The organism is Loktanella sp. D2R18, from assembly GCF_003318235.1.
Taxonomy (GTDB): Bacteria; Pseudomonadota; Alphaproteobacteria; order Rhodobacterales; family Rhodobacteraceae; genus Yoonia.
Genome location: NZ_QOCG01000032.1, coordinates 157709 through 180745, shown reverse-complemented (window position 1 = coordinate 180745; position 23037 = coordinate 157709). Strand labels below are relative to the sequence as shown.

At 51.8% G+C, this 23037-nt stretch carries 23 protein-coding genes; 7 read left to right on the top strand and 16 right to left on the bottom strand.

Annotation, left to right across the window (positions count from 1 at the left end; translation table 11 throughout):
• Positions 1–22: 22 nt before the first annotated feature.
• The 6 genes from DS901_RS18255 to DS901_RS18230 form a co-directional block, all read right to left on the bottom strand.
• Positions 23–1066, bottom strand: coding sequence for a peptidoglycan-binding domain-containing protein (locus DS901_RS18255; RefSeq protein WP_181820931.1), 1044 nt, complete (start codon positions 1064–1066; stop codon positions 23–25).
• Entirely contained in the window at positions 1063–2232 is a 1170-nt protein-coding gene (locus tag DS901_RS18250) for a S8 family peptidase (RefSeq protein ID WP_113778364.1), read from the bottom strand. Before DS901_RS18250 ends, DS901_RS18255 begins: the two co-directional genes overlap by 4 nt.
• Positions 2229–2858 (bottom strand): anti-sigma factor family protein, encoded by a 630-nt coding sequence (locus DS901_RS18245; protein ID WP_113778363.1) that lies wholly within the window; start codon positions 2856–2858, stop codon positions 2229–2231. The genes DS901_RS18250 and DS901_RS18245 overlap by 4 nt, the downstream gene beginning before the upstream one ends.
• Complete coding sequence (locus tag DS901_RS18240) at positions 2845–3444, bottom strand: RNA polymerase sigma factor (protein ID WP_113778362.1); 600 nt, start codon at positions 3442–3444, stop codon at positions 2845–2847. Before DS901_RS18240 ends, DS901_RS18245 begins: the two co-directional genes overlap by 14 nt.
• A 229-nt stretch (positions 3445–3673) precedes the next feature.
• Positions 3674–4492 carry a M15 family metallopeptidase gene (locus DS901_RS18235; RefSeq protein ID WP_113778361.1) on the bottom strand — a complete coding sequence of 273 codons (819 nt, stop codon included), beginning with the start codon at positions 4490–4492 and terminating at the stop codon, positions 3674–3676.
• Between the two features lie 160 nt (positions 4493–4652).
• A complete protein-coding gene (locus tag DS901_RS18230; RefSeq protein ID WP_113778360.1) occupies positions 4653–5438 on the bottom strand; it encodes an ion transporter in 786 nt (261 codons plus the stop codon).
• Positions 5439–5834: 396 nt separating this feature from the next.
• Here DS901_RS18230 and DS901_RS18865 point away from each other — a divergent pair, with 396 nt between their 5' ends.
• From DS901_RS18865 to DS901_RS18220, 3 genes are all read left to right on the top strand, one after another.
• Positions 5835–5984, top strand: a complete 150-nt coding sequence (locus DS901_RS18865; protein WP_181820930.1) for a hypothetical protein — start codon at positions 5835–5837, stop codon at positions 5982–5984.
• A 175-nt stretch (positions 5985–6159) separates the two neighbouring features.
• Positions 6160–7728, top strand: a complete 1569-nt coding sequence (locus DS901_RS18225) for an alpha/beta hydrolase (RefSeq protein ID WP_113778420.1) — start codon at positions 6160–6162, stop codon at positions 7726–7728.
• 116 nt (positions 7729–7844) lie between these two features.
• A complete protein-coding gene (locus tag DS901_RS18220) occupies positions 7845–8195 on the top strand; it encodes a COG4315 family predicted lipoprotein (protein WP_113778359.1) in 351 nt (116 codons plus the stop codon).
• A 493-nt stretch (positions 8196–8688) separates the two neighbouring features.
• Here DS901_RS18220 and DS901_RS18210 read toward each other — a convergent pair whose 3' ends face one another.
• Together DS901_RS18210 and DS901_RS18205 are read right to left on the bottom strand one after the other, a co-directional pair.
• Positions 8689–9033 carry a helix-turn-helix transcriptional regulator gene (locus tag DS901_RS18210; RefSeq protein WP_147249968.1) on the bottom strand — a complete coding sequence of 115 codons (345 nt, stop codon included), beginning with the start codon at positions 9031–9033 and terminating at the stop codon, positions 8689–8691.
• Between the two features lie 296 nt (positions 9034–9329).
• Positions 9330–9698, bottom strand: a complete 369-nt coding sequence (locus DS901_RS18205) for a hypothetical protein (protein ID WP_113778356.1) — start codon at positions 9696–9698, stop codon at positions 9330–9332.
• Positions 9699–9767: 69 nt separating this feature from the next.
• Here DS901_RS18205 and DS901_RS18200 point away from each other — a divergent pair, with 69 nt between their 5' ends.
• The 3 genes from DS901_RS18200 to DS901_RS18190 are packed head-to-tail and all read left to right on the top strand — an operon-like array spanning position 9768 to position 13137.
• Positions 9768–11342: a recombinase family protein gene (locus DS901_RS18200; protein ID WP_258546794.1), complete on the top strand. Its 1575-nt coding sequence runs from the start codon at positions 9768–9770 to the stop codon at positions 11340–11342.
• On the top strand, positions 11339–12241 hold the full coding sequence (locus tag DS901_RS18195) for a ParB/RepB/Spo0J family partition protein (RefSeq protein WP_113778355.1): 903 nt from the start codon (positions 11339–11341) through the stop codon (positions 12239–12241). The genes DS901_RS18200 and DS901_RS18195 overlap by 4 nt, the downstream gene beginning before the upstream one ends.
• Entirely contained in the window at positions 12238–13137 is a 900-nt protein-coding gene (locus DS901_RS18190; protein ID WP_113778354.1) for a plasmid partitioning protein RepB C-terminal domain-containing protein, read from the top strand. Before DS901_RS18195 ends, DS901_RS18190 begins: the two co-directional genes overlap by 4 nt.
• Before the next feature lie 298 nt (positions 13138–13435).
• On the opposite strand, the gene DS901_RS18185 is transcribed toward DS901_RS18190, so the two are convergent.
• The 7 genes from DS901_RS18185 to DS901_RS18150 all read right to left on the bottom strand — a co-directional run bounded on the left by DS901_RS18185 (position 13436) and on the right by DS901_RS18150 (position 20324).
• Positions 13436–13855, bottom strand: a complete 420-nt coding sequence (locus DS901_RS18185) for a PIN domain-containing protein (RefSeq protein WP_113778353.1) — start codon at positions 13853–13855, stop codon at positions 13436–13438.
• A complete protein-coding gene (locus tag DS901_RS18180) occupies positions 13852–14091 on the bottom strand; it encodes a FitA-like ribbon-helix-helix domain-containing protein (RefSeq protein ID WP_113778352.1) in 240 nt (79 codons plus the stop codon). The genes DS901_RS18185 and DS901_RS18180 overlap by 4 nt, the downstream gene beginning before the upstream one ends.
• A gap of 91 nt (positions 14092–14182) precedes the next feature.
• Positions 14183–16009: a TniQ family protein gene (locus DS901_RS18175; RefSeq protein WP_113778351.1), complete on the bottom strand. Its 1827-nt coding sequence runs from the start codon at positions 16007–16009 to the stop codon at positions 14183–14185.
• On the bottom strand, positions 16006–17031 hold the full coding sequence (locus DS901_RS18170) for a TniB family NTP-binding protein (protein WP_113778350.1): 1026 nt from the start codon (positions 17029–17031) through the stop codon (positions 16006–16008). Before DS901_RS18170 ends, DS901_RS18175 begins: the two co-directional genes overlap by 4 nt.
• Positions 17013–18848, bottom strand: coding sequence for a Mu transposase C-terminal domain-containing protein (locus tag DS901_RS18165; protein WP_181820929.1), 1836 nt, complete (start codon positions 18846–18848; stop codon positions 17013–17015). The genes DS901_RS18170 and DS901_RS18165 overlap by 19 nt, the downstream gene beginning before the upstream one ends.
• Positions 18849–19138: 290 nt before the next feature.
• Complete coding sequence (locus tag DS901_RS18155) at positions 19139–19822, bottom strand: hypothetical protein (protein WP_147249966.1); 684 nt, start codon at positions 19820–19822, stop codon at positions 19139–19141.
• A gap of 241 nt (positions 19823–20063) precedes the next feature.
• Positions 20064–20324: a helix-turn-helix domain-containing protein gene (locus DS901_RS18150; protein WP_113778346.1), complete on the bottom strand. Its 261-nt coding sequence runs from the start codon at positions 20322–20324 to the stop codon at positions 20064–20066.
• Positions 20325–20767: 443 nt separating this feature from the next.
• Here DS901_RS18150 and DS901_RS18145 point away from each other — a divergent pair, with 443 nt between their 5' ends.
• Positions 20768–21223 (top strand): RNA 2'-phosphotransferase, encoded by a 456-nt coding sequence (locus DS901_RS18145; RefSeq protein WP_258546793.1) that lies wholly within the window; start codon positions 20768–20770, stop codon positions 21221–21223.
• A 403-nt stretch (positions 21224–21626) separates the two neighbouring features.
• Here DS901_RS18145 and DS901_RS18140 read toward each other — a convergent pair whose 3' ends face one another.
• The gene (locus tag DS901_RS18140; RefSeq protein WP_113778345.1) at positions 21627–22967 is read right to left on the bottom strand and encodes a DNA/RNA non-specific endonuclease; all 1341 of its coding nucleotides are present in this window, start codon (positions 22965–22967) and stop codon (positions 21627–21629) included.
• Positions 22968–23037: the final 70 nt, after the last annotated feature.

Below are 23037 nucleotides of genomic sequence, written 5' to 3'. Positions count from 1 at the left end.
ATGGTCGGGTGGCTTGCAGTGCCTACCCGGAAGCTTGAAGATCAAGCAGTTGTCGTCGGGTCAACACGCCGGTTGGTGGGTCGGTGCGATCCGTTTGAAATTCAGTGATTGCCGTCCGGGTTTGTGGCCCGAATATGCCGTCAACCAATCCCTTATAGTGATCCAGATCTCGTAACCTGCGCTGAAGGTTACGTTTGGCGCCGCGTGACAGTGATTGTTCTAGAATGATCAACTCTTCGAGTGTTTCTTGCGCAACCTGAGGTTCAGGCTCTGCGACAGCTACCACAACAGGTTCAACGTCTTCTGGTTCCGGTACCGGGGCAGTAACCGGCACTTGGGGTTCCGGGACAACCACCGAGGCCGGCGGTTCGCGCAACATGATCGGCAGCGGCGGCATCGCGGATACTGTGACACCGTCATGGACGACCATCCGACGCAGCAATGCGCCGATTTCGACGGCGGTGTCACCAACGGCCGCGGCAGCAATCGTTTGCAGAACAGGTTCACTGTTGGCGGCATCAACAACGACGATGGCACTTGCACCCGGCACCGTAGTGGGGGCCTCTGTCACAACGCTTACTGCGTCAGGCAAGCCAGTCTCAGGTTCATTAACCGCGATGACAACCGCCCCTCCCTGTTCCGCCAAAGCAGCCGTCCGGGCAAAAGCCAGCAGCGGAATGGACTGTGTAAACAAATCAGTGCCGCGACCCAGCTCTTCCTGATAGGCCAGCAATCCGGCGCTGTCCGATAACACATATTCGCGCCCCTCAAAGGTGACGGCAGGCATATCAAGATAAACAAACGCAGCCCGTGCATCCTCGGACTCATCGGCAAAGCGGCGCAGAACTGACCGGACCTCTGCGTTGTTAGGATTAACCGCCCGCAGGGTCTCGGCCCCGATTTCCTGTAGCTGCGATTGCACCTGATCAGCACGCGCAGTGCCTTCACCAACGGACACAACCAAGGCCACGGTCCGGTCCGACTGCGCGTTAGCAGCTTGCACAATGACGGTCAGCCCAAGTGCAAGGCACAGGCTGCGGGTCGCTGTAGAAAACAGATGTTTCATTGCACACATCCGCCCGCTTGTTCGCCAATCGCAATCAGCGCGCCACATGCATCCAACATCGCAACATCTCCATCAATTGAAACAGCCGCTTGCAGGGCCGCGGATACCTCTGCCGGAGTTAAGTCAGGCGCACTGGCCAGCAATAACGCCACAACGCCAGATACATGTGCCGCCGAAATCGACGATCCTGACACAAAGCGATGACGGTTTTCCGGTGCCGTCGAAATGACGTCGATCATCGGTGCTGGAATACGCCCGCTCGGCCCAATTCCGGATGAAATAACGCCGCGCACAGACGCAGGAAATGCCACGACATCTGTTTCTCCAGACGCGGCGACGACAACGGAACCCGCTTCAATAGCAGTTAGAACCAATTCCTCGATCAAGGCATCTTGTGGACCACCCAGACTAAGGTTGATCACATCAATATCGTTCAGAATGGCAAAGTTCAGTGCACGTGCGATAGAAAAACTGCTGCATTGACCGGCCTGACCGGGGTCTTGCCAACACGCCCGCAAACCTACCAAAGAGGCTCGCGGGGCGACACCCACCATACCGATGGCATTTGTTCCGTCAGCCGCAATAATACCGGCAACGGCTGTACCGTGGGCTTCGGCCGTGTCGGCCTTGGTCACTTTAACAAAGTCAAGATAATCGACAAGCTGGCCCGCTAAATCCGCATGGGATTTGTCAATCGCAGAGTCAACAACACCCACCTTGACCCCCAAACCGGTCGAATAGTCATGCGCACGCGCCACGTTCATACGTGCCAGCGACCATTGCGTCGGGAACAGCGGATCGGCGTACGATGCCTCTGAAACACCGAAGGTTTGCATCCGCTGGGCGGTGCGGATACGTCCATCGGCTTCCATATCGGCGATCATCGCGTCAACATCTTGCACGTTACTGGCATCATAGATCAGGCACAGCACCACAATAGATTGCAACGGCCACTCTGCCGACAATGGCACACCAAAATCAGCCGCAATGTCGGCGCTCACCTGCTCCATCGCATCAGGCTCATCAAGCGGTATCGTCAGGATCAGATAGGTCGGATCTACGATTTGGTCTGCGTCGACCAGACGCCATTCTTGCGCATCCGCGACATGTGCGCAGGCGACGAACAACGAAGCAATCACCGTAATATAGAGACGATAATTCTTCATTCTGCCAACTCCGGCGCTGCAAAGGCAATTTCAGGAGTAGACATCAATGCGTCGGCAACGGCCTGCAAATCGGCGTCGCCTTCCACTGTGATTGTGTAAACGCCATTCTCAGACGGGCCCGCAATCAGCGTTGAACCGAATTCGGACAGAACCTGTTCCAGCTGTGCCTGCACCATGTTGGGAGCTAGCTGTAATTTGATGACGTCCGTCGCCGTATCTGGTGCAGATGTCAGCATGTCAAAATCGGTTTGTACGGGCATGGCCACAACGAGCAAACACGCAACAGCAACGGTCCCGATCAAGGCAATAATACCCCCGTGCAATCCAGCAAAGCGGCGCTTTTCAACCTTCGGCGTCATCGCCCAGTTCTCCGCTTCGATTTGCGCCCGCAGAGTCTCCCAACTCCGCGAGAGGGGAACTTCAAAAGGGTCAACTTTGACCACATCCTTAGCTAACGTGCGCTGACGCCCGATTTCGGCCGCACAGGCCGGACAGGTTTCACCATGCAACTCGACGGCCTCCGCCTGTTCTTGAGGTAACGATCCATTGACGTACCACGGGATCAACTCCCATATGTGATCCGGGCATCCGGCGTCCCGGGAAAATTTTGTATTATGCGACTTCATTTTCAGTACCCGTTATGTCCGTATCTGACAGCATTGTGCGTAAGCGGCGCCGCGCTGTCATCATGCGTGTCTTGACCGTCCCAACAGGGCAATCAAGAATTTCGGCGATCTCGGTGTAAAGATAGCCGTTGTAATAAGTCAGTTCGACCACCGCCTGTAGCTCTGGGGTCAGCTTTTTCAGCGCATTAAACAGATCTGTGGACAATATCACAGCTTCTGCGGTGTCCTTGTCATCGGCGACCATACCCTCGTCTAACTCAACATCCCCCCGACGCTTGCCTATTTTCTCGCGCTGCTTGAGGGCCATGCGGTAAGCAATACCAAACATCCATGTCGACGGTTTGGAACGGCCTTCAAAGCGGTCAGCCGTGCGCCAGACCGTCATCAGGACATCATTTGCTACCTCTTCAGCGGCCTCGGGGCTATTAGTCATACGCTTGGCAAAATGCATCAGCTTTGGAAAATACTTACGATGTAACCGCTCAAAGGCAGTCATATCCCCCTTCGCGATGGCAGCCAAAAGGGCTTCATCCGACTGCGGTTCGGGATCATTAGCCCGGCTCCGAATTGATTTAAGTATTCGCATGGTGCGGCTTCTTTTTTTCTTACTTCGTTAAATAAGTGCCGTGCGCCCGGAAAAAGGTTCACACATATTAAGAAAAAATCTGTCGCGATATAAAAATGCAAATCTGACTCGGTCACGATAGCGCCACAACCCTCACTATGCACAAAGCCGGGCGCTTGGCCAAGCATTGCACGATAAGGCACGTTGGCAGATAAAAACATCGGTTTTTTGGGGCCAGTGGGTAGATGTATCAAATCAACCCCTGGCGTCGCCACTGCAAAAGCTTCTCTCGGCTCACTTCAAAATGCATCGAATCTTCGCGGCTAAAGCCAGCACCCCAAATCCAGCCTTCCTTCTTGAAAAAATCGGCAAGCAGGATCAATCCCAACTGGGTTTTGCCATCTGCCAGCCCATCAAGGACGCCGTCAATATTGATATCGACAGCCAACCCATATGCATGGGCAGAGGCCGAGCTGGTCGATCCGCGGATCAAACGGACACAAAGCGACCCTGCGCTTTGGATACGGTCATAGAGCTCGGGTTCAAAAACCTGAACATTCGCAAAAACCTGCCGGATTGAACTGATCGCTGGGCGCACCATACGAGCGCGGATCGGTCCCACATTTTCAGTTACCAACAAATCAGTCAGCGTAGAATTGGTCGCTGGCTGGCAATCATCTGTCAGATCATTGCGCGGCAGACCAATCAAATCTCTCAGAAAAGACGGCGAAGCTACGGTCAGCCCATCATTTGCCGATCTGCGATCCGCAATCAGAACAACCTGAGCAAACGCATCTCTCAACGTGTCGGAGGCGGTTGGGTTTTGGCGTTCTGGTTCTGGGGAGGCAGCGGCGGCAGACAGCCCGATTGATGTACGGGCATCGAGCCCATCAATCCGGCTGCGCAGCCGAGCCATCTCATCCTGCAAGGCTGCGACATCCTGCGCAAGCGGGGCGATGTCCACAGCGGGTAGCAGTTCAGCCGGCGCGAAGTGACGCTCTGCAAGCTGCCAGACAATCGGCGCAGCGGTGATCGACACAGCAATCAAAATTCCGGAAAAAATACGCATCAACCACGCTCCTCACGTTTCGAATTCTGGGTGTGAAACCCCTCGCGACTCTCTGCACGTCGTGTCACTAGGTGGGTGACCCCGGATCCCAATAAGGTTCACAGCATTCGATTTTTTTGGCAATATCCTGGCCTGCCTTGCCGAAATACTGGTCTTGGTCCTAGGGTTTCTCGGCCAACGCATCCTCAATCGCTTTGAGGCGGGTTATGATTTCCAGACGATATTCATCCGTCGCGGCATTGCTCTCTTCTGAATGCGCTTCCTGCATGGAGTTGACGATCAAACCAACCAAGAGGTTCACAACAGCAAAGGTTGTAATCACGATGAATGGAACGAAAAAGACCCAAGCATATGGAAAGACCTCCATCACCGGTCGCACGATACCCATCGACCAGCTTTCAAGGGTCATGATCTGAAACAACGTGTAGGCGGACAGGCTGAGACTGCCAAACCATTCAGGAAACGCAGTGCCAAAAATCTTGCTCGCCATGACGGCAGCGATGTAAAAAATGATCGCCATCAAAACAAAGACAGACCCCATACCCGGCAAGGCAGACACAAAGCCTTCGACAACCCGGCGCATACGGGGGGCGACCGAAATCAGGCGCAGAACACGCAAGATGCGCAGAGCGCGCAACACCGCAAAGCTCTCGGTTGCAGGCAGCAACGACACAACAACAATGGACAGGTCAAACAGATTCCAACCACCGCGAAAAAACCGGCCCCCTGTCGCAAATAACTTGATGGAAATTTCGGCGACAAAGAACACACGACAGGCCGTATCAAGCAAAGAGACAACCGGGCCCGCCAAAGCCACTGCGCCCGGCAACGTCTCCAACCCCAAAATCAAAGCGTTAAACAAGATAACACCAATAATCAGACCGCTGATCGCGGGTGTCTCAAGCCGATCGGAAAGACGGGTGCGCAGGGTGCCTATGTGTTCCATAGCATCGCTCCTCGGGGCCAGATGTCGGGCCACGCCCTTGGGAAAGTCTTGGCATTACGCAGAGTTTGACCCCACAAAGCGGCGCCATCCCAGCGGACGACCATATCAATGTCCTGATACGTCAAATGCACTTCTCCAAGATGAGCCACGTGATGTCCCCAATGGGGTCAAACGTCAAAATTCACAAAGTGAGTGCTCATGAGGGTGCAAGTTGGTTCAATCGAATTGAGAATTATTTTTCAAGGCTGACCCGATATCACGCGCGCGTGGAAGAATATTCCGGCAAAACGGTAATTCCAGGCTTCGTTAAACTGAATTAGTCTCGGTGTGATCTGAGGCCGCCCCGTTCTCAGCAAGCTGAACTTGGGGCGGGGCATCTCTTGAAGGAGATGATGGTTGTCCGTTTTGGTGGGTCTGTCGCAAACTTTTACCGTCTTTCCGTTTTTGGGTGAATTTGCGACAGAACCCCTGACCCTAGTGAAGGTTGCGGCCTTTATACCAACGAATTGCGTTGATCCACCTGGCCTGATCGTTGGTCAGCATTGACGAATGCAATTGCAACCCGGAGGCGTGCGCATTATTCCTGAGTTGACCTACTCAATGCTGTAAGTAGGGGCGATCTATATGCGCAGAGGAATAGTCACGATGGTCAACAGACAGGACATGAACCCATCTCCAATGACCAATTCTTACGCCGCGTGTTCCTCGCTAGGTCATGTCGATGACTGATCACATCAGGGTGGATGCTATCGAGGATTTGGCCGTCTATCGCGACGGTCAAAAAGTGGCCCTGGTCACATCGCGCAAAGCGCGTGCACTGTTGGCTTACCTGCTGCTAACAGGTCAATCCCAACGTCGAGAACACCTGTGCGAGATGTTTTTTGACCGCACCAGCGATCCACGCGCTGGATTGCGATGGTCGCTTAGCAAATTACGCAAGACACTAAACGATGACGCACATGAAAGGTTGATCGCAACGAAAGACAGTATCAAGATTGACCTGACTACTATTGATCTGGATGCGGGTTTTGTCCGCGAGGTCCATCGCAACCCTCGGGCAACGACTGCACATTTGCGCCAAGCCGCCGAGCTGCTGTCGCATAAGCCGCTTGCAAGCCTCGAGACGTCCGCGTCGGCAGATTATGATGTTTGGTTGCTTGGGGTCAGGAATGAATTGCAAGATCTGCGCGGGGGGATCTTTCAAAAACTGATCAATGCTGATGACTTCGCGGACCATGAAGCGTTGAAGTGGCTGCGGCTGTGGTGCCGTTTGGAACCCTATTCGCACGACGCACCATACGCTCTTTGGCAGAAGCTAATCCAGTTGCAGCGTCAGTACGAGGCCTCAACCGTTTTGACCGAATATGTCGATCTGATGGGGCCTGATGCCAATGACTGGACAAAATCCGCACCGACCCAACCCCAATTGTCGGGGGCAGCATTTAAGCAACGCCAGTCAGTTGAGTTTTGCAAGGCCAAAGACGGCGTCAGAATTGCTTATGCCACTGTCGGATCCGGCCCACCGCTGGTCAAAGCGGCGAATTGGCTGAACCATCTTGAACTTGATTGGGAGAGCCCGATTTGGGGGGATACGTTTCAAGCCCTCGCGGCCAATCACACCTTCATTCGCTATGATGAGCGGGGCAATGGGCTGTCGGATTGGGAGGTGCCGGAGATCAGTTTTCCGTCTTTCCTGAATGATCTTGAAACTGTGGTGGATAGCCAAGGTTTGGATAGATTCCCTCTGTTAGGGATGTCGCAGGGCTGTGCCGTTTCCATCGATTATGCCGTGCGCCACCCCGGACGAGTGTCTGCATTGGTGCTGATTGGTGGCTATGCCAGCGGTTGGCGGATTGGAATGTCCAAGGAAGATCAGGAACAACGCGAGGCAGTGCTAACGCTGACGCGACTTGGGTGGGGTACGTCCAATCCGGCCTATCGGCATATCTTTTCGCAGACTTTCATGCCTGATGCTGACGCAGAGCGTTTGGCGTGGTTTGATGATTTCCAGCGGCAAACCACGTCGCCCGAAAACGCGGTGCGCTTTCAGCAGGCCTTCGGTGATATCGATGTGCGGCATCTGTTGTCACAGGTCCAGGCGCCAACGCTCGTGATTCATGCACGCAAAGACCAGCGGATCCCGCTGGACTATGGGCGCGAATTGGCCGTTGAAATTCCCAACGCACGGCTCGTGACGCTGGAAAGCCGCAGTCATATCATCCTTGGGGACGAACCGGCCTGGAAAGTCTGCATGGACGAAATCCATGATTTTCTTGCAGAAAATCGTTAGTGTTAGAAAATTCAAAAATTTCGAACCTTTTGCGTGCTACCGCACACTCACTTGTACGACTTGCAATCAAGGGCGCCCGATGCGGCGGCTCTGATAGATAACAATAGGAGTTTACAATGAAACTAATTGCAGTACTGGCCACCGGGTTTTTGATCACAGCCTGTGATGAGGCTTATGCCGACGGGCACGGGCCATTGGCCGCCTCGAACGGCATGACCCTTTACACATTCGACAACGACAGCGCGAATACATCCAATTGCTATGACAGTTGTGCCGTCAGCTGGCCGCCATATCTGGCCCAAGCTGGCGCAGCGGCACCGAGCGCAGGTATGACTGTTGTACAGCGCCGTGATGGCACTAGCCAATGGGCCAAGAACGGCGAACCACTTTATTTCTGGCAGGGCGATAGCGCGCCTGGTGATACCACCGGTGATGGTGTCGGTGGCGTCTGGCACGTCGCACGCTAACCAGTGATCGAGGGGCGGGTTGTCCACCCGTCCCTTGCACCAGTGTAACGAGTTGCCGGTTACGTCAGAATCCGTCCCCACAAAGAAAACGTTTAATGACGGTTACCATTTGAGAATACTTTTATGCGGTTGCATTTCCTATGACCTGCGCGCCTGTCCGTCGTCAGGGTTTTTGGAACCAATGGTAGCTTAAACTAAGAGAGAGTTTGGCTCATCTGGTTGGTTGCATAATGCGGCGCGTTGTCTGTGATGCAAGCGTCGCGTTTCGAGTGTCTTTCGTTTGATCCTTTCTCGTTGTTGTAGAATGTGGACGTGTCCCGCTTTCGTGCCGCCCCAATTGCTCGTTTACTTGTTTACGCGTTAGCCCACTGGTCAACGCGATACGCACCGCATCTTGGCGGAATTCATCCGTCCGTTTCAGTCCCATAGTCAGTATCCTTTGCTACAATAAATGCTATCAAAGGAGCGGCATCAAACCGCGACAGGTCCAGTTTTAATTTGTGACATTCTTCGGCGGAGCTAACTTTGCAACAGCATCTATCATTTGAGCTATTGCCTTTGCTCCCTCCGGCGTCTCGTCCCACAAATTCCTTATGCTGGACTGCACTTGGGCCCAAGAAGGATCTTCTCCCGAAGTTGGTACGTCCGTGCTTGGCAAGCCCACCTCCAAAATTTTGCAAATTTGCACAACATTGAAGCTAAAAGTCTTAAACTGGCCGCTGCAGATTCTTCCGACCTGACTTTGATGCACGCCAGACATGCGACTGATTTCAGCATTTGAAAGCTCTGTAAGCCTACGCTGCTGCGCAAGCTCGTGCTTAATGACATCAAATCGCAATAGACCTTCCAAGGAACGGAGCTGTTAAGCCGAATTTTTGACAACAATGCTCTCCCGTCCGTCATGCTGATCGACAAAATATGTGCATGTGGAAGAAGTAAAAGACATTTGTGGCAGAAAACCTGCCAATTGTGGAAGACTCTCGTGACGCCTGACATCATAATTGATGCAAGATGACAGCAAGTTTGTCGCCTATAAATTGATAAGCTACTTGAAATTACAAGGTAAATCCATTTCATTTTGACACGATATTGGAGCTTTTCGACACTTACTTTGACGCTTTTTAAAATGTGCGCCTATTCGTCTTGAATCCCGTAAATCGCGTCTAGGCTGTCCAAAACAATTCTCAGTTCATGCCTAAAGTGCTTAACCTGTTCCTCCGCCAACGCACTATCTCGTCCAGCCAACTTCAAGACTACCGCAAGCACAGTGTCGGAATGCCTCATCAATTCAATCAAGTGCTCTCCAGAGGGCCCGCAGTATCCCAAAATCCAGTTTTTTGCTGTTCGATCATTCACACCGGTCCATTTAGTTATCGTTTTGGCAGCACGCCCTGCGCCGCCCAAATCATGCACCAATGCCGCACTGATCGCCTCTCGGTATTCTGCCTGAGAAATCGTGCCTTGGCGCGTCCTATGAAAGATGTTGCCCTTTTTATGAAACATGTTTCCGTCTCTCCCTCGCTAAGATCAAAGGGAGAATCGCTAAGCCTTAGTACAGAATTGCAAATTTGAATGTGGAGGGCCGCAACGTTGAATTGGCCGGAAGACAGCAATGAACAAGGCAGCCGTCGAAAGGCTGCACAATATGTCCGCATGTCGACTGAGCATCAGCGGTACTCGACGGAAAACCAGTCCGATGCCATTCTGCGGTATGCCGATGAACGCGGCTACCATATCATTGAGACATATTCCGATGCAGGTAAAAGTGGTTTGCGCATCGAAGGACGTGATGGCCTCACGCAGTTGCTCGAAGACATCCAAGCTGGGAAGACAGATTTCGACACTGTTCTCGTTTATGACATCAGCCGTTGGGGTCGGTTTCAGGATGCCGATGAGAGCGCGTATTACGAATATACCTGCAAACGTGCTGGCATCGCAGTCGAGTATTGCGCTGAACAGTTTGAGAATGACGGCAGTCCAGTTTCCACGATCGTTAAGGGCGTCAAACGTGCGATGGCGGGGGAGTACAGCCGCGAGCTTTCGCAAAAGGTCTTTGCGGGTCAATCTCGGTTGATTGAAATGGGCTACCGACAAGGCGGCCCGCCCGGGTACGGCCTGCGACGGATGCTGATCGATGAAGCTGGCAACCAGAAAGGCATTCTGACGCGGGGCGAACATAAGAGTATTCAAACTGACGGCATAACGCTCGTTCCGGGGCCTGAAGACGAAATCGCAGTTGTGAACCAGATCTTCCGTAGTTTTGTCGATGACAATCAATCCGAGGCTGTGATCGCGGCCGATCTTAACGCCAAGGGTATTAAAACAGATTTGGATCGGGACTGGACACCGTCTGTTGTGCGCCAACTGCTCTCAAACGAAAAGTACATCGGCAACAACATCTGGAACCGCCATTCCTTCAAATTGAAAAAGCGTCATGTGCGCAATAATCCAAATAACTGGGTCAGATCCGAAGGTGCTTTTGAAGCGATTGTCGATGCTGGGTTATTTGCCGCCGCCAAAGCCATCTTTGCTGCCAAAGCACACCGATATTCTGACGAAGAAATGCTGGACGGATTGCGGGACGCGCTGGAAACGCATGGCTTTCTATCTGGTATCGTCATCAACGAAGCCAGCGCACTGCCGTCCAGTGGCGCATATCAAAGTAGATTTGGCAGCTTACTCAGAGCGTATAAGTTGGTCGGTTTCACCCCGGATAGGGATTATCGCTACATCGAAATCAACAAAGGTCTGCGGAAGATCCATGCTCGGATCATCCATGAGACGGTAGGTGCGATCGAACAGGTTGGCGGGTTGGTTCAGCAGGATACCAAGGCCGGCCTTCTGACCATCAATCAAGAATTTTCAGCCTCTGTTGTTATCGCCAGATGTACACAGACCGATGCTGGTGCGTATCGATGGAACATCAGGTTAGATACCGGTCTTTTGCCAGACATCACGGTTGTCGTACGCATGGATCAGGCAAACGAAGCGCCGCTCGATTATTACCTGCTGCCAACCGCCGATATGACACTTCCCAAACTACGCCTGTCGGAAAGCAATGGCCTGTCGCTCGACGCTTACCGATTTGATGACCTTACCCATTTCTTTGCCATGTGTAAGCGCACTTCAATCTTGGAGGTCGCATGATGTCTGACGCCCCGCAAGAACACACCGAGCTCATTTCCGTCGATGCCATCACCGTGGTCAATCCGCGTATCCGCAATCAAAAGGTCTTTGATGGTATCGTCGCAAATATTGCTGAGCTCGGCCTAAAGCGTCCAATCACTGTTGCCGCGCGCAAAGATGATGAGAGCGGTGACCTGACATATGAATTGGTTTGTGGCCAAGGTCGATTGGAGGCCTTCAAGGTATTAAAACAAGACAAAATACCCGCGGTAGTCATCACCGCCAGCTCTGAGGATTGTCTTGTGATGAGCTTGGTCGAAAACCTTGCGCGCAGGCAGCACCATTCGCTTGATCTACTCAGGGACATCAAACGCCTCAAAGACAGTGGATACTCTGAGCGGGAGATCGCCGCGAAGACCCAGCTATCGGCCAAATACGTGCACGGTGTCATTCGTTTGTTGGAAAGCAATGAACACCGGCTTTTGCGCGCCGTCGAAAGCGGGAAAATTCCGGTCAGCGTCGCCGTTGATATCGCCGAGGCCGATGATGTTGGCGTACAGACGGTGTTGCGGCAGGCCTATGAAAGCAAGGTTTTGCGCGGCGGTCGTCTGATGGCGGCGAAGCGTTTGGTTGAAGCGCGCAAACAGTTCGGCAAAGGCCGTGGCACTTCAGACAGGCGATCACGTAAAAACCTTTCCGTCGAGACTTTGCTGCGAACGTATCAAAACGATGTGGAAAAGAAGAAAATCCTACTGCGTAAGGCTGGGGCGACACGAAGCGAAATCATGTTTCTGACCCAGTCCTTGAAGACGCTGTTTTCAGACGAAAATTTTGTCACGCTTTTGCGCGCAGAAGGCCTGTCCAACATTCCCAAGACGATCGCAGATCGATTGACCCGCATTGACGGAGCCATGACATGACAACTGGGGACGCAGAACAGATCGTTGTCGCAGCATTCGAGCGCGACTTGCGACGCATCGCGTTCGATCAGATCGCACCGCTTTATGTCGTGACCCCGCAAACGAAAGAGACGGTCAAATTCAAACGGATTGTCGCATCCATTGCAGAGATTGGCCTTGTCGAGCCGATCGTTGTGACCCGCGATCAACAAGATCCGACCCAGTACACGTTGCTTGACGGGCATCTGCGCTTGGAAGTGTTGAAGGGTCAAGGTGCCACCGACACGCCCTGCATCATTTCCACCGACGATGAAGCCTTCACCTATAACAATCGGATCAGCAGGCTTGCCACCATCCAAGAACATAAGATGATTTTGCGCGCGCTGACCCTTGGTGCATCTGAAGAACGCTTAGCAAAAGCACTGAATGTGAACATCAAAACCCTGCAAGACAAAAGGCGTTTGCTTGATGGCATCTGTCCTGAAGCAGCCGAGATGTTGAAAGATAAGCAGGTTGCATTGACCGGATTTCGTATTCTCAAGAAAATGAAACCGATGCGCCAGATAGAAGCGGCACAGCTTATGGTGACGATGAACAAATACACCGTCAACTACGCCCAATCTCTCTTGGCAGGGACGCCTGAAAGCCAACTGGTCTCTGACGCGACACCGAAGAAGATAAAAGGCATATCACGTGAACAGCTTGATCTGATGGAACGCGAATCCGCCAACCTTGAACGTGAAGTGCGTTTGGTCGAAGACAGTTATGGCACTGATCATCTCGATCTTGTTTTGGCGCGTGGCTACGTCACGCGGTTGGTGAGCAATGAGCGGATCACCAAATACCTCGCGCTAAATCATGAGGGATTTTTGCCCGAGTTTGAGAAGATCACGGAGCGGGAGGCATTTGCGTCCTAGGCGTATCAATCGAAAAATTTTATTGGGGACCCGGACCCATGAAGCGCGGGGACCGCAGGAGACGCCGCACTGTGGGGCGGATCAAGTGCGGCGATGGGAATGGCGGCGATCCCGTTTAAGCCCATCCCGCCGGGCCTCATGTCCGGCACTAACCTACATGACTGTCTGTTTGCACCACTGATGCTGTTAGGGTTCAAGCAGACAGTCTTTGTGAGAATAAGGACAATGCTCTCAATTTCTAAGGCCCAAGGTTATCTTAAGCCACTACCGACAACTAACGGCTCAGCAGCCCACGATATCACTTCCACGGTCTAACGACCTGCGCACCTAAAGCTTCAAATCGGGGAACATCACGTGTCGCAATGGTTGCGCCATTATTGGATTTGGCAATCGCAGCGACCAACCGATCGGCAAAAGAAACTGCCAATCTGGGATGTTCGTTTCGGACGGCATCAACTGCAATAAACCGCGCCGCTTCAACGTTGAACGGGAGAATACGCCCAGCAAAAGCTTCTTGGAGCAGCGTGTTTGCTGTGTTCTCAAGCTCCTTCCTGTGGTTCCCAGGGGGCAACAAACCAATTCCGCGCATGATTTCTGTGACGGTAATCGCAGTAGTATAGGTTGTTGTCGGATCAAGATCGTCCAAGAACGCGATTACGTTTGGATCAGGCTCTCTTTGCCGGGTTTCTAGGATGACCGTTTTATCAAGGATAATCATTCAAAATTGACCTCGCGAAGACCATCTGTACTGCGTTGAGTTTCAAGGTCGCCGCCAAGGTTATTACCCCACAGCTTGTGAAGCGTCGCACCCAATCCACCGCCGGTTTGTTGCCGAACCACAGTCGAAAGAATGTTACGAACTTCTGCCTCTGTGCTTCGATTGTTTTGAGCAGCTAGTTGTTTGAGTCCGCGGTGCACTTCATCGGGGAGGTTTCTCACTGTTATGCTTGCCATGGCGAAAGTACCTTTGCGTTTTGCTGATTGATGACCGTGAACCTGGGCTGGTTTCGATTTATGCTGAAGCGAGTAAACTTGACGACACAGCTCATGCTATCTCTCCCGGATGAAACAGATTTTCGAGTTCGGGGGTGCGGCGGTAGATCTTGCTGAACCGCTCACCTAGAGGCAGAGGCTCAAAACCCGCTTTATCGAGCTTGGTAGCGACGTGCTTAGCCTGAGTCCTCGCAGCGTAGGCCATCATACCTAGCGTTGCATGACTACCAAGAAATTCTGACATTGCATCTGAACCGATCAGTGCCATCGGGCGGCGAGATCGGTGATGTCGAACCATGCGGGCCCGAAGCATCGAGTTTCGCACCAGCAAGGTCACCGTTGGATCATTGACGCGGAGCAAGCGCTTTACATCTTGCTTAGTGTAGCCCTGATGTTTGGGTCCCTGCAGATGATCACGCAGATCCTCTAGATCTGCAAAACAATCATGAATTCTTGACGATGAATGAAGCCTACAAAAGGAACTCAGAGAGCCTGATCGCACAAGATCGATCGCTTCCTCAAAATGGCACTTAGCATGGTTGCACAGTTTGAACAGCGGGATCATGTCGGTCGGAATTTTGTCGACTACCGTAGCTTGTCTCAAAATGCTTGACCTAAACAGTTCTAGATCGCTGGGATGATAAACTGGCACCATGGACGGCATATCAAACCGAGGCTTTAGGATCTCAACCTTGGCCAATCGTTGTAAGGCCTCTACTCGGATACCCAACTCGGCGGCTGCCGGTTTAGGGCGCAGACATTGCGCAAATTCATCCAGAACGGGATCATATTTCTTCGCTGAGAATTCTATACGCTCGTGCCGATCCTTGGAGCCCAATCCTAAGCCGACAGCCAAGATTGTCATTCTAGGATGTTTCAAACCGTGCTGTTTGGCAGCTGATGTGATGCTGTGGATCTGTCGCTCTTGGCACGTTCGGCCAAATAACGCATCACCCTTACCGTACGGGTAATTTTCAAACGCAAACTTTGCAGTAAGATCCAAGAGTTCGGCATATCTAGGGCTGCGACAATCCACACGATACAACCAACGAGCAAACGCGCCAAAATCTGCTTGGAACCCAGGTTTGGGGCTATTCGAGGCGTCACGAACTGAGCGAAAAGCATCAACTAAGGACTTGTGTCCGACCCTAACAGCACGGAAGGCCTGCGATGCCGCATATGGCTTTTCATCGGACCTCAAGTCCGATGGATTTCGTGCCGATCCAAAACGAAAGACTGTGCCTAAGTTCACTACGATGTGGCAGAGTAGATCCAAGTCGAAACGGTCGCACCATGTGTCTGTCTTGTGCCCTCTCACGCGGTTAGCCAGATACGTTCCCCACGCAACATCCCCTGAGAAATCTTCGCGGAATTCCGCGGCACGCTGTATCTCCCTCCAGCAATCTTTGATGCGTTGGTAGAAATCATACGGGGATCTTGGAAATTCCGCATTGGGAAGCACATGCATTGGTACGCAATGTACGTGACAAACCAGATAACTGCTCAAAAGCCATTCTGCTCGGCAGTGACGATGTCGGGCACCGCCTACCTTTGTATCTTCGAAAAGGCACGTTGGACAAACCTTGAGACGACCTCGGTCTATCGTCTTGGGCGTTAGAAATTGCCCATTCAAACCATAGGTGCGATGACCAATCTCGCGTACAGCGTACCGACCCAGTTTCTCATGAGGAATGCCGGTCAGATCAGCAAACGCCTCAATTGCGATGTCATCACCGCCGGTGATGCCTCTCCATCGCTCACCCATATCAGCACAAAAATCTTGGGCAAAACTGGCCCCGTTTCGATCGGCAATCCTGGTTATGATCGAATTAGCTGTCTCACCCTCGAAGGGCGCAACTGTAAGCCGGAGCCGCATCATTTCTGCCGCCCCCGCTTCTGGGGTGTTCCGGTTTGTGCTGAAACGTCTCTTCTGTCGGGCAACAAGAGTTTTGGGTCAATTGCGCTGTAATCCCCTCTCACGAAGGGATTCAAGTCGTTGACACAACCGGTACGACGTCGAAACTCAGCCACAAAATGTTGTTTTGTCAATCTGGGTTCATCCCCGCGAAAACAGAATTCTATTGCCCCGGTGATAAGTTCAACCAGGATGCCAAATTCGTTGGCGGCAGAATGGATGAGGCGAGCTATGAAATCGTCTGATTGTAGCTCGGCCTCGAGTTCGAGATTGGCTGCCCTGCTGTATTGTCCGATTAGTGAACGCACGTTTCTGCCATCTTCGATCACATCAAGCTGAGAAAAGCTGATTGGGATGAAGCGACGACCGAGTTGGGGATCCAGATTCAAGAGGGTCAAAAGGTCTGGGAGGCCGCTCAAGATGATGCTGACTGGCCACCGCTTGTTTTGCAGCATCGACTTCAATGTGTTGACGACGGCAAACATTTCCCGCTCACTTTGAGAGGAATATAGATCCTGTGCCTCATCTAGATGGAGAAACATAACCCCGAGCTCGCTTAAATGGCCCTGCACCAACCCCCAAATGATGCCGGCAAAACGATCTCGAGACAGAGGATACCCAAGTCCTCCCAAACATGAGTACCCAACTTTTTTCAACGAAGCAGGTGACGGCACAACGAAGCTGGCGGCATCTGCGGCTTCGCAATCTTCGGTTAGTAGAGACATAGTTTCATTTGTCTTCAAGTAATGCCCGACGCCCTCACTTTTCCCGCTCCCCGAGTTTCCGATGACCGCAATTCCTCGAGCCTCCGGGTTTAGACCCTCTGCAATTTCAGCACGCCTGCGAGCCTCAAAATTTGCCATAGAATCGGCAAAAACATTGTAGCATTGACGTGGAACAAATCTGTCCCTCAGCCGAACGAGGAGAATTTCAAGTTCGGGTGAGAGTTGCCCTACTTTGGCCATGGTTATTCCTCCAGTTTCCATTCTTCTTCATCCCCAGAATTGGGTTGTATTTGCTCAATTTCTGAGGATTGAACGTCCGGTTGTGTCGGGAAAATAGGTTCGATTTTGCGACCGAACGGTACGTCCTTGTCGCTCACAGGCGGTGTATCGGGATGATTGAAAATCAAACCTGCGCAAAGATTATTTGCCAGATACTCAAGACGCTCGGCGGTATATTCTGGATCAACCAGCCCACCGAGATCACGCGCATCATCGACGATCTTTCGTACTTTCTGGATCGCCCTATTTCGCTGCGGTAGCGTGAGTTCCGCCTCAGCCGAGTTACGTTGGCGCAACTCGCGCACAACACGCGTCCAATGATCCATCGAAAGACCTTCGATTTCCTCTCCGTTCAACGCATTCGCTTGGTGCCAAACCCGACCTATTTCCACTGAAACAGCACCGATGTTGTCTGGATCAATCCGAATACGTACAGGCTTGCCTTTACGGGCCTGTCGGTAGTTCATCAGCTTTTTGCAATCGTAATGATTGGAGAACAAGACGACGCCCTGTTTGGAAGGAGTTCGAACATACTCGTAACCGAGTGCCACCCGACGCGTGTTCAAGTCAGGCGGCTCGGTGACATCATATTTGTTGACCAGCTCTTTCCATCGACTTGCTGGTGATTGCGCGCCTGGGAGGCCACAGTGCGGTTGTTGATGATAGTGATCAACCACCCAAATCGTCAAAATGCGTGTTAGGTCGTCATCCGTCAGAACCGTGCGTTCTTCGGATGGATAATCGCCTCGTGCCATAGGATTGCTGAACGTACGACCGGGCAATAGCGGCATGATTATCCGCGCCATTGTGCCAAACAAGCGTTCGACACGGCTTCTAAGTTCTGGAATTTTCACTGGCGGGAACAGGATGATGGACCCAAGTGTGTTCACAGAAAGTATGAACATGTTGGACCGAAACGCGGAGCCGGTATCTGTGCAAATGAGATGTGGGGTTCCGAAGAAATCCCATGTTCCTTCCGCCCCCGCCAACCGCGCGAGATCCGTCTTGTCCTTAACAATTTGCCCCAATATTCGTCGTGCCGCGTCGCTATTGGGCTGGGAGCAGACAGACATCGCGAGGATACAGCGCGTCGCGCAGTCGATTGCTACATAAATCCATTTACGGCCATCGGGTACGTCATTTCGGATGTCTTGAGGAAGTGAATCCCAAATTCCCAACCGCTTGAACTTTACTCGAACATCACCTTCCCATTCGTCGATTTCGACCCGCTCCAGAGGATACAGAAGATCAAGGCCACCAGACGAAATTGCATGATCCATTCGTGCTTTGTCGATACCATGACGAAGAACAGCCACTTCGAAAGGGTCAAGCCATTCTATGCGCCTCTCAATCGTGCGCACGCATGGGACACCCAATAGCTTCTCCCCATTTTTGGAACGACGCTCATTCTCTGCCACAAGCGCATCACGAGCATCTTTTGCAATCGCGTTTGCATAGGGATCTTCTCTATTGATCGATGCTTTGACGAAACGTCTGATGAAGTCTTCGGTCTGATCGCAAAAACCTAGACTCCGTTCCTTCCCAGTTCGATAGTGCGGAACCAAAACACCTGGATCATAGTTACTTTGTCGAAGTCTGCGATAAAGTTTGAGTAACGTTGAGGCGGCATGTGGTTTTCTCTGCTCTGGTAGTTTGCTCCCACCACGACGCGGACCATTGCCAAGATTCCGTGTTGCCTCTTGTTCAAGGAATGCGCCAACGATCTCCGTCCATTTCGAGGTCAGACTTTTAAGGGTCAGTGAGACTGCACCTGCGTTGCGAAATGCTTCCAAATTCATGCATTCCATATAGGCGAACAATGCTGCGTCCTAATCTTCAGGGTACGCACCTTGCAGATCTTTGCTTCCCGATTTGGCTGCCTTTTTCAGGCGCTCATATGTTCGGGGTCCCGGAACGTAACGCCAGTGATTGCTTCCCCTTAGAAAGCCAATCTCCTTACGGCTAAACGTCTTCGGTGGACCAGCACCCTTTTCTTTGGGCTCGAAGATACAAAGAGTGTCGGTCTGGTAAGAACACCAATGCGCTTCGCCATAGATGAAGAATGTGTCTGTGGGATCATAGTTGAAAATCATATTGGCACCTCGGAAGACACCAAGGTCTGAAGTCCGATTTTTCCGGGAGACAGAGGCTTGGGTTTTCCTTCGACGATGGCGCGGAAGCCCGCTCGAAAACCGCGACCGCCGAGTCCACTTTTTGCGATCAAATCCTCCAGAACGGTGGGTTCATGCTGCTCGTATGCAACGCGAACAATGTGGTCGTCCGCATCTGTGTCAGGCTTCTTTGTAAACTCGTGGTAGCGTTGAGCATTGAGTGCTTGCGCACGTGTAAAATCTGCTTCGCTCATCAGGATGACTTCATCGGCGAAAGCACCTGGCAATGCGGCGCGGATGTAGCCTAACTTCAGATCGAAGTCGTATTTCTCGACGTGATGGATGGGCTTGATGGCGACGGCATACCGAAGCCCGTCGGCCAATGTCACACGATAGTCGAACGTATGTTCGTGACGGCTGCCATCAGGAAGAGTAAACCGTATTGGTTCAGGTTGGTCCCAAACATCGGCCAGATCGCCTCGGGAACTGATCAGTAAAATGCACATCAGTTCGAACAAACTCTCGTAAACGACAACCTGTTGACGGCTGTTTAACGATAGCACCAGCGTTCCACGGCAACTTGCTCTAGATCGCCAATTGATTTTCCGCGAACTTCGGGAAGGGTCTGGAACGATAAAGCCTTGTTGTTCTACCTCCATCATTGACCCACCCCCATTTTGTTGGTGTGTGCGGCATGGGCGCGAGCACAAACGCTCGCGCGGCTGGCGTGTGTCATGTTGGTCATGATCACCCTTTCGATTGGTCAGAATTATTGGTTTGGCGAGGTATCTCACGCCAAACACTTGACTTTTTTCTCGAAAACAGGGATCAAAGGGTAAGAATAGACGGTGTCTTTGATACCTGAGATAAGAAGAGCTGAGGGGTGCAACCCTCAGCTCTTTTTTATTGTGGACTCGACATCTCAGTGTCCTCCTGTTCAGATTGAAATTCAGGGTAGCGATCTGGCCAGATTTCTGCAGGATGTTTTTTCCCGAGGTGCTTACAGATCGCACGTTGAATAAGGTCCCATTTGACACGCCCCTGACAAACAGCAGTAACCGTGCTTGGCGACTTCTTAAGTTCACGAGAAATCTGAGACAGCGTAACACCCCGCTTTTTCAAGCGATAGCGGATGTCATCGTGCAGCTCTAAATCTAGTACCATACGATCTATTGCTCCCTTCAAGAAAAGACCGAAAACGAATCATCGGGCTTGCGAACACACCTAATTGATAGGTCTTGTAGAATCTTATGGGAAGTAAAATCCTTCAGCAGAAACAGTGAGTTAAATGCTAACATCAGGTTGTTAACGCATGTGTTAGCAATTCAACGAAAAAGTCGTTTGAGATCAATGCTCCGTGAAATGCGACACGGATAAAATTTGTTTTGCTCTAGATGTTGTGTCTCGTGCTCGACCACTTCGCTCAAACAGCTTCCTTTGATTGATGGGGCGTGTTACGGATGCCAACACGAAACTTACTAGCTGCATGACCTCAAAATACAGTAATTTTTGCTACTGCGAGCGGCCTTGCCAGCTTTGGCAAGTAACCCATGCTCCTCATCCGAATTTCGCTACGAGCGAAAACTAGGAAATTTCTGGATGGTTCCATGAGTAAAGAAAGCAAGTTCTTATCACTCGTCCTCCGGCACAAGCCGGAAGAGATTGATCTCCAACTCGACGAACAGGGTTGGGCTCCGATTGATGATCTGTTGAGAAAAATAAAAAAGGCTGGGCGCAAAATCTCACGTCAAGAACTCGAACAGATTGTTGCGACAAACGACAAAAAACGGTTCACCATCTCTGAAGACGGCCAAAAAATTCGCGCGGCGAAGGGACATTCGATCAAGGTCAATCTCGGCCTCGAGCCTAAAGTACCCCCAAGTGAGCTTTACCATGGCACGGCAAGCGCAACACTTGATGAGATTTTCAACCAAGGGATCATCCCGGGGAAACGTCAGCAGGTTCATTTATCACCCGACCCCAGTACGGCAGAACGGGTTGGCCAAAGACATGGCAAGCCAACCGTTCTTCGTATCGACTGCATTGCGATGCACGAAGCGTGATATAAATTCTATCGCGCCGACAACGGTGTTTGGTTGACGGACACGGTACCAGCTGAGTTTTTAGGTTTTGGCGTTGGTAGTTAGCAGGCCGAGTTAGCCAGCACATGAGTTTCGGCTTCCTTCAAGAGGACTTACATAATAGTAACGCGTGTATGCATTGGGGTGATGTTGAGCCGCGATTAAAGCGTTAGAAACCCTACAACGACTGGGGTCAGGATTGATATCCTGATCCGAGTTGCTAGGTTGTAAAGAAATAGCAACAACACGCGACGTGGAATTTACTAATCGATTGCGGCAAGTAGTGGTAGATCGGCAGCATAATATGGCTGTTTCTCGCCTGACGATGACCTGTGCCTTGAGGGCTGAGTAGTAGTTAAAAAAGTTCCCGATCTGGCGATACCTTCTAACGACCCAACTCGAACTCGTAGGAAATGCCGGGCCCAACATGAAGCAATGCTTTGCGCGTCCACGTCACATGGTCGACAACTAAGTTATTGGAATTTCGCAACATCAAATCCCCGCCCTGATTTCCCAAGCGCAAAGTACCCATTTTCTTCCCCTCGATCACATGCACCCGACCAGCTGCGACACTTCCATTTAAGGTCGCACTGCGGCCTGACTTGCTCCGCAGCACCCAACCGGTCAAATCGATTTCGTGCTCGGTACGGTTCAACAATGACACCCACTCGTGTCCCTTCTCGGGGCTACGTGGTCGGATCATAGCCGATGAGATTGAAATCTCCCGCTGCGCCAAGATTTGCTGCCCACTTCGAGTGCTTTCTAAATGCGTCATTACATCGCTGGAATTGCCAATAGGTACCACTTCTGGCGTGCGGACTGGCGGATTGATGCGCCGTGCAGTGGATGGGTTATAGATCATGGGGTTCGCGTCTGCGATCTCCGGGCCAAAATCAAGTCCCGTCCACTCCTGCAATTGAGCGATGGTCACCTGATATTTTCGGTCTGTTTTGATCACCGCACCGCCGGCTTTGGTCCGCAGCGCTTCTTTATCCTGAAAAATCGCAAATGTGAGTACGCCCAGGTGGCTGCCCCTGACGGCCTCTGCCATATGAAAGCAAATGACTTTGAAAAATCCAGCAGGCGCTCGTACGGGATCGTTCCGACTTGATACATAAATCGTCCGATCCAATGCGCCCCAAATCGGTCCGGTAAAGACGCATAGCTTGCCGTTGCTATCAAGTTTTAAGGGGCGCACGATATACCGCTCCAAATATACCCATTCACTTTGGTTCAAATTGCGATGCTGTGGGGAGCAATTGGACCAAACATAAGTTTCTTTTGCTGCAAGTAGGGCAGCATCCACATCGGGCCCATGACGCGCGTTCGCGAAGGGAACCATGTGCCCTTTGTCAAAGTCGTTCGGAACAGATTGCCCGTAGCTCACAATATCTTCGTCGTAGTAAACAGCAGGTACCTGATTGTCCTTCCCCACCGCGTCATCGAAAGACCACGAGCCCGATCGGGCAGCCTTTTTATATGCCGTTTGGTCAATATTATGGGCCGCAACTATCAACTGCCGGTGCTGACCATTCATTGTCAGGGTGAAATTGGTGTGATGAGAGTAGATTCCTTCATCCAGTGCCTCTCGTCGCAACATTTGCGAGATCAGATCAGGGTGTTTTGGTTTCGGGATCGGCACTCGCAAGCCGTTTTCGAGAAATGTTTCAGAATATCCAAGCGGCATTTCGGCACCCAAATGTAGAGTCATAAATGACTTCAGCATAAAGAAGAAAGAGATGGTTTCCTAGGCAACTTCTAAGTCGTGACTGGCGGACATCGTAGTGTCGATGTCT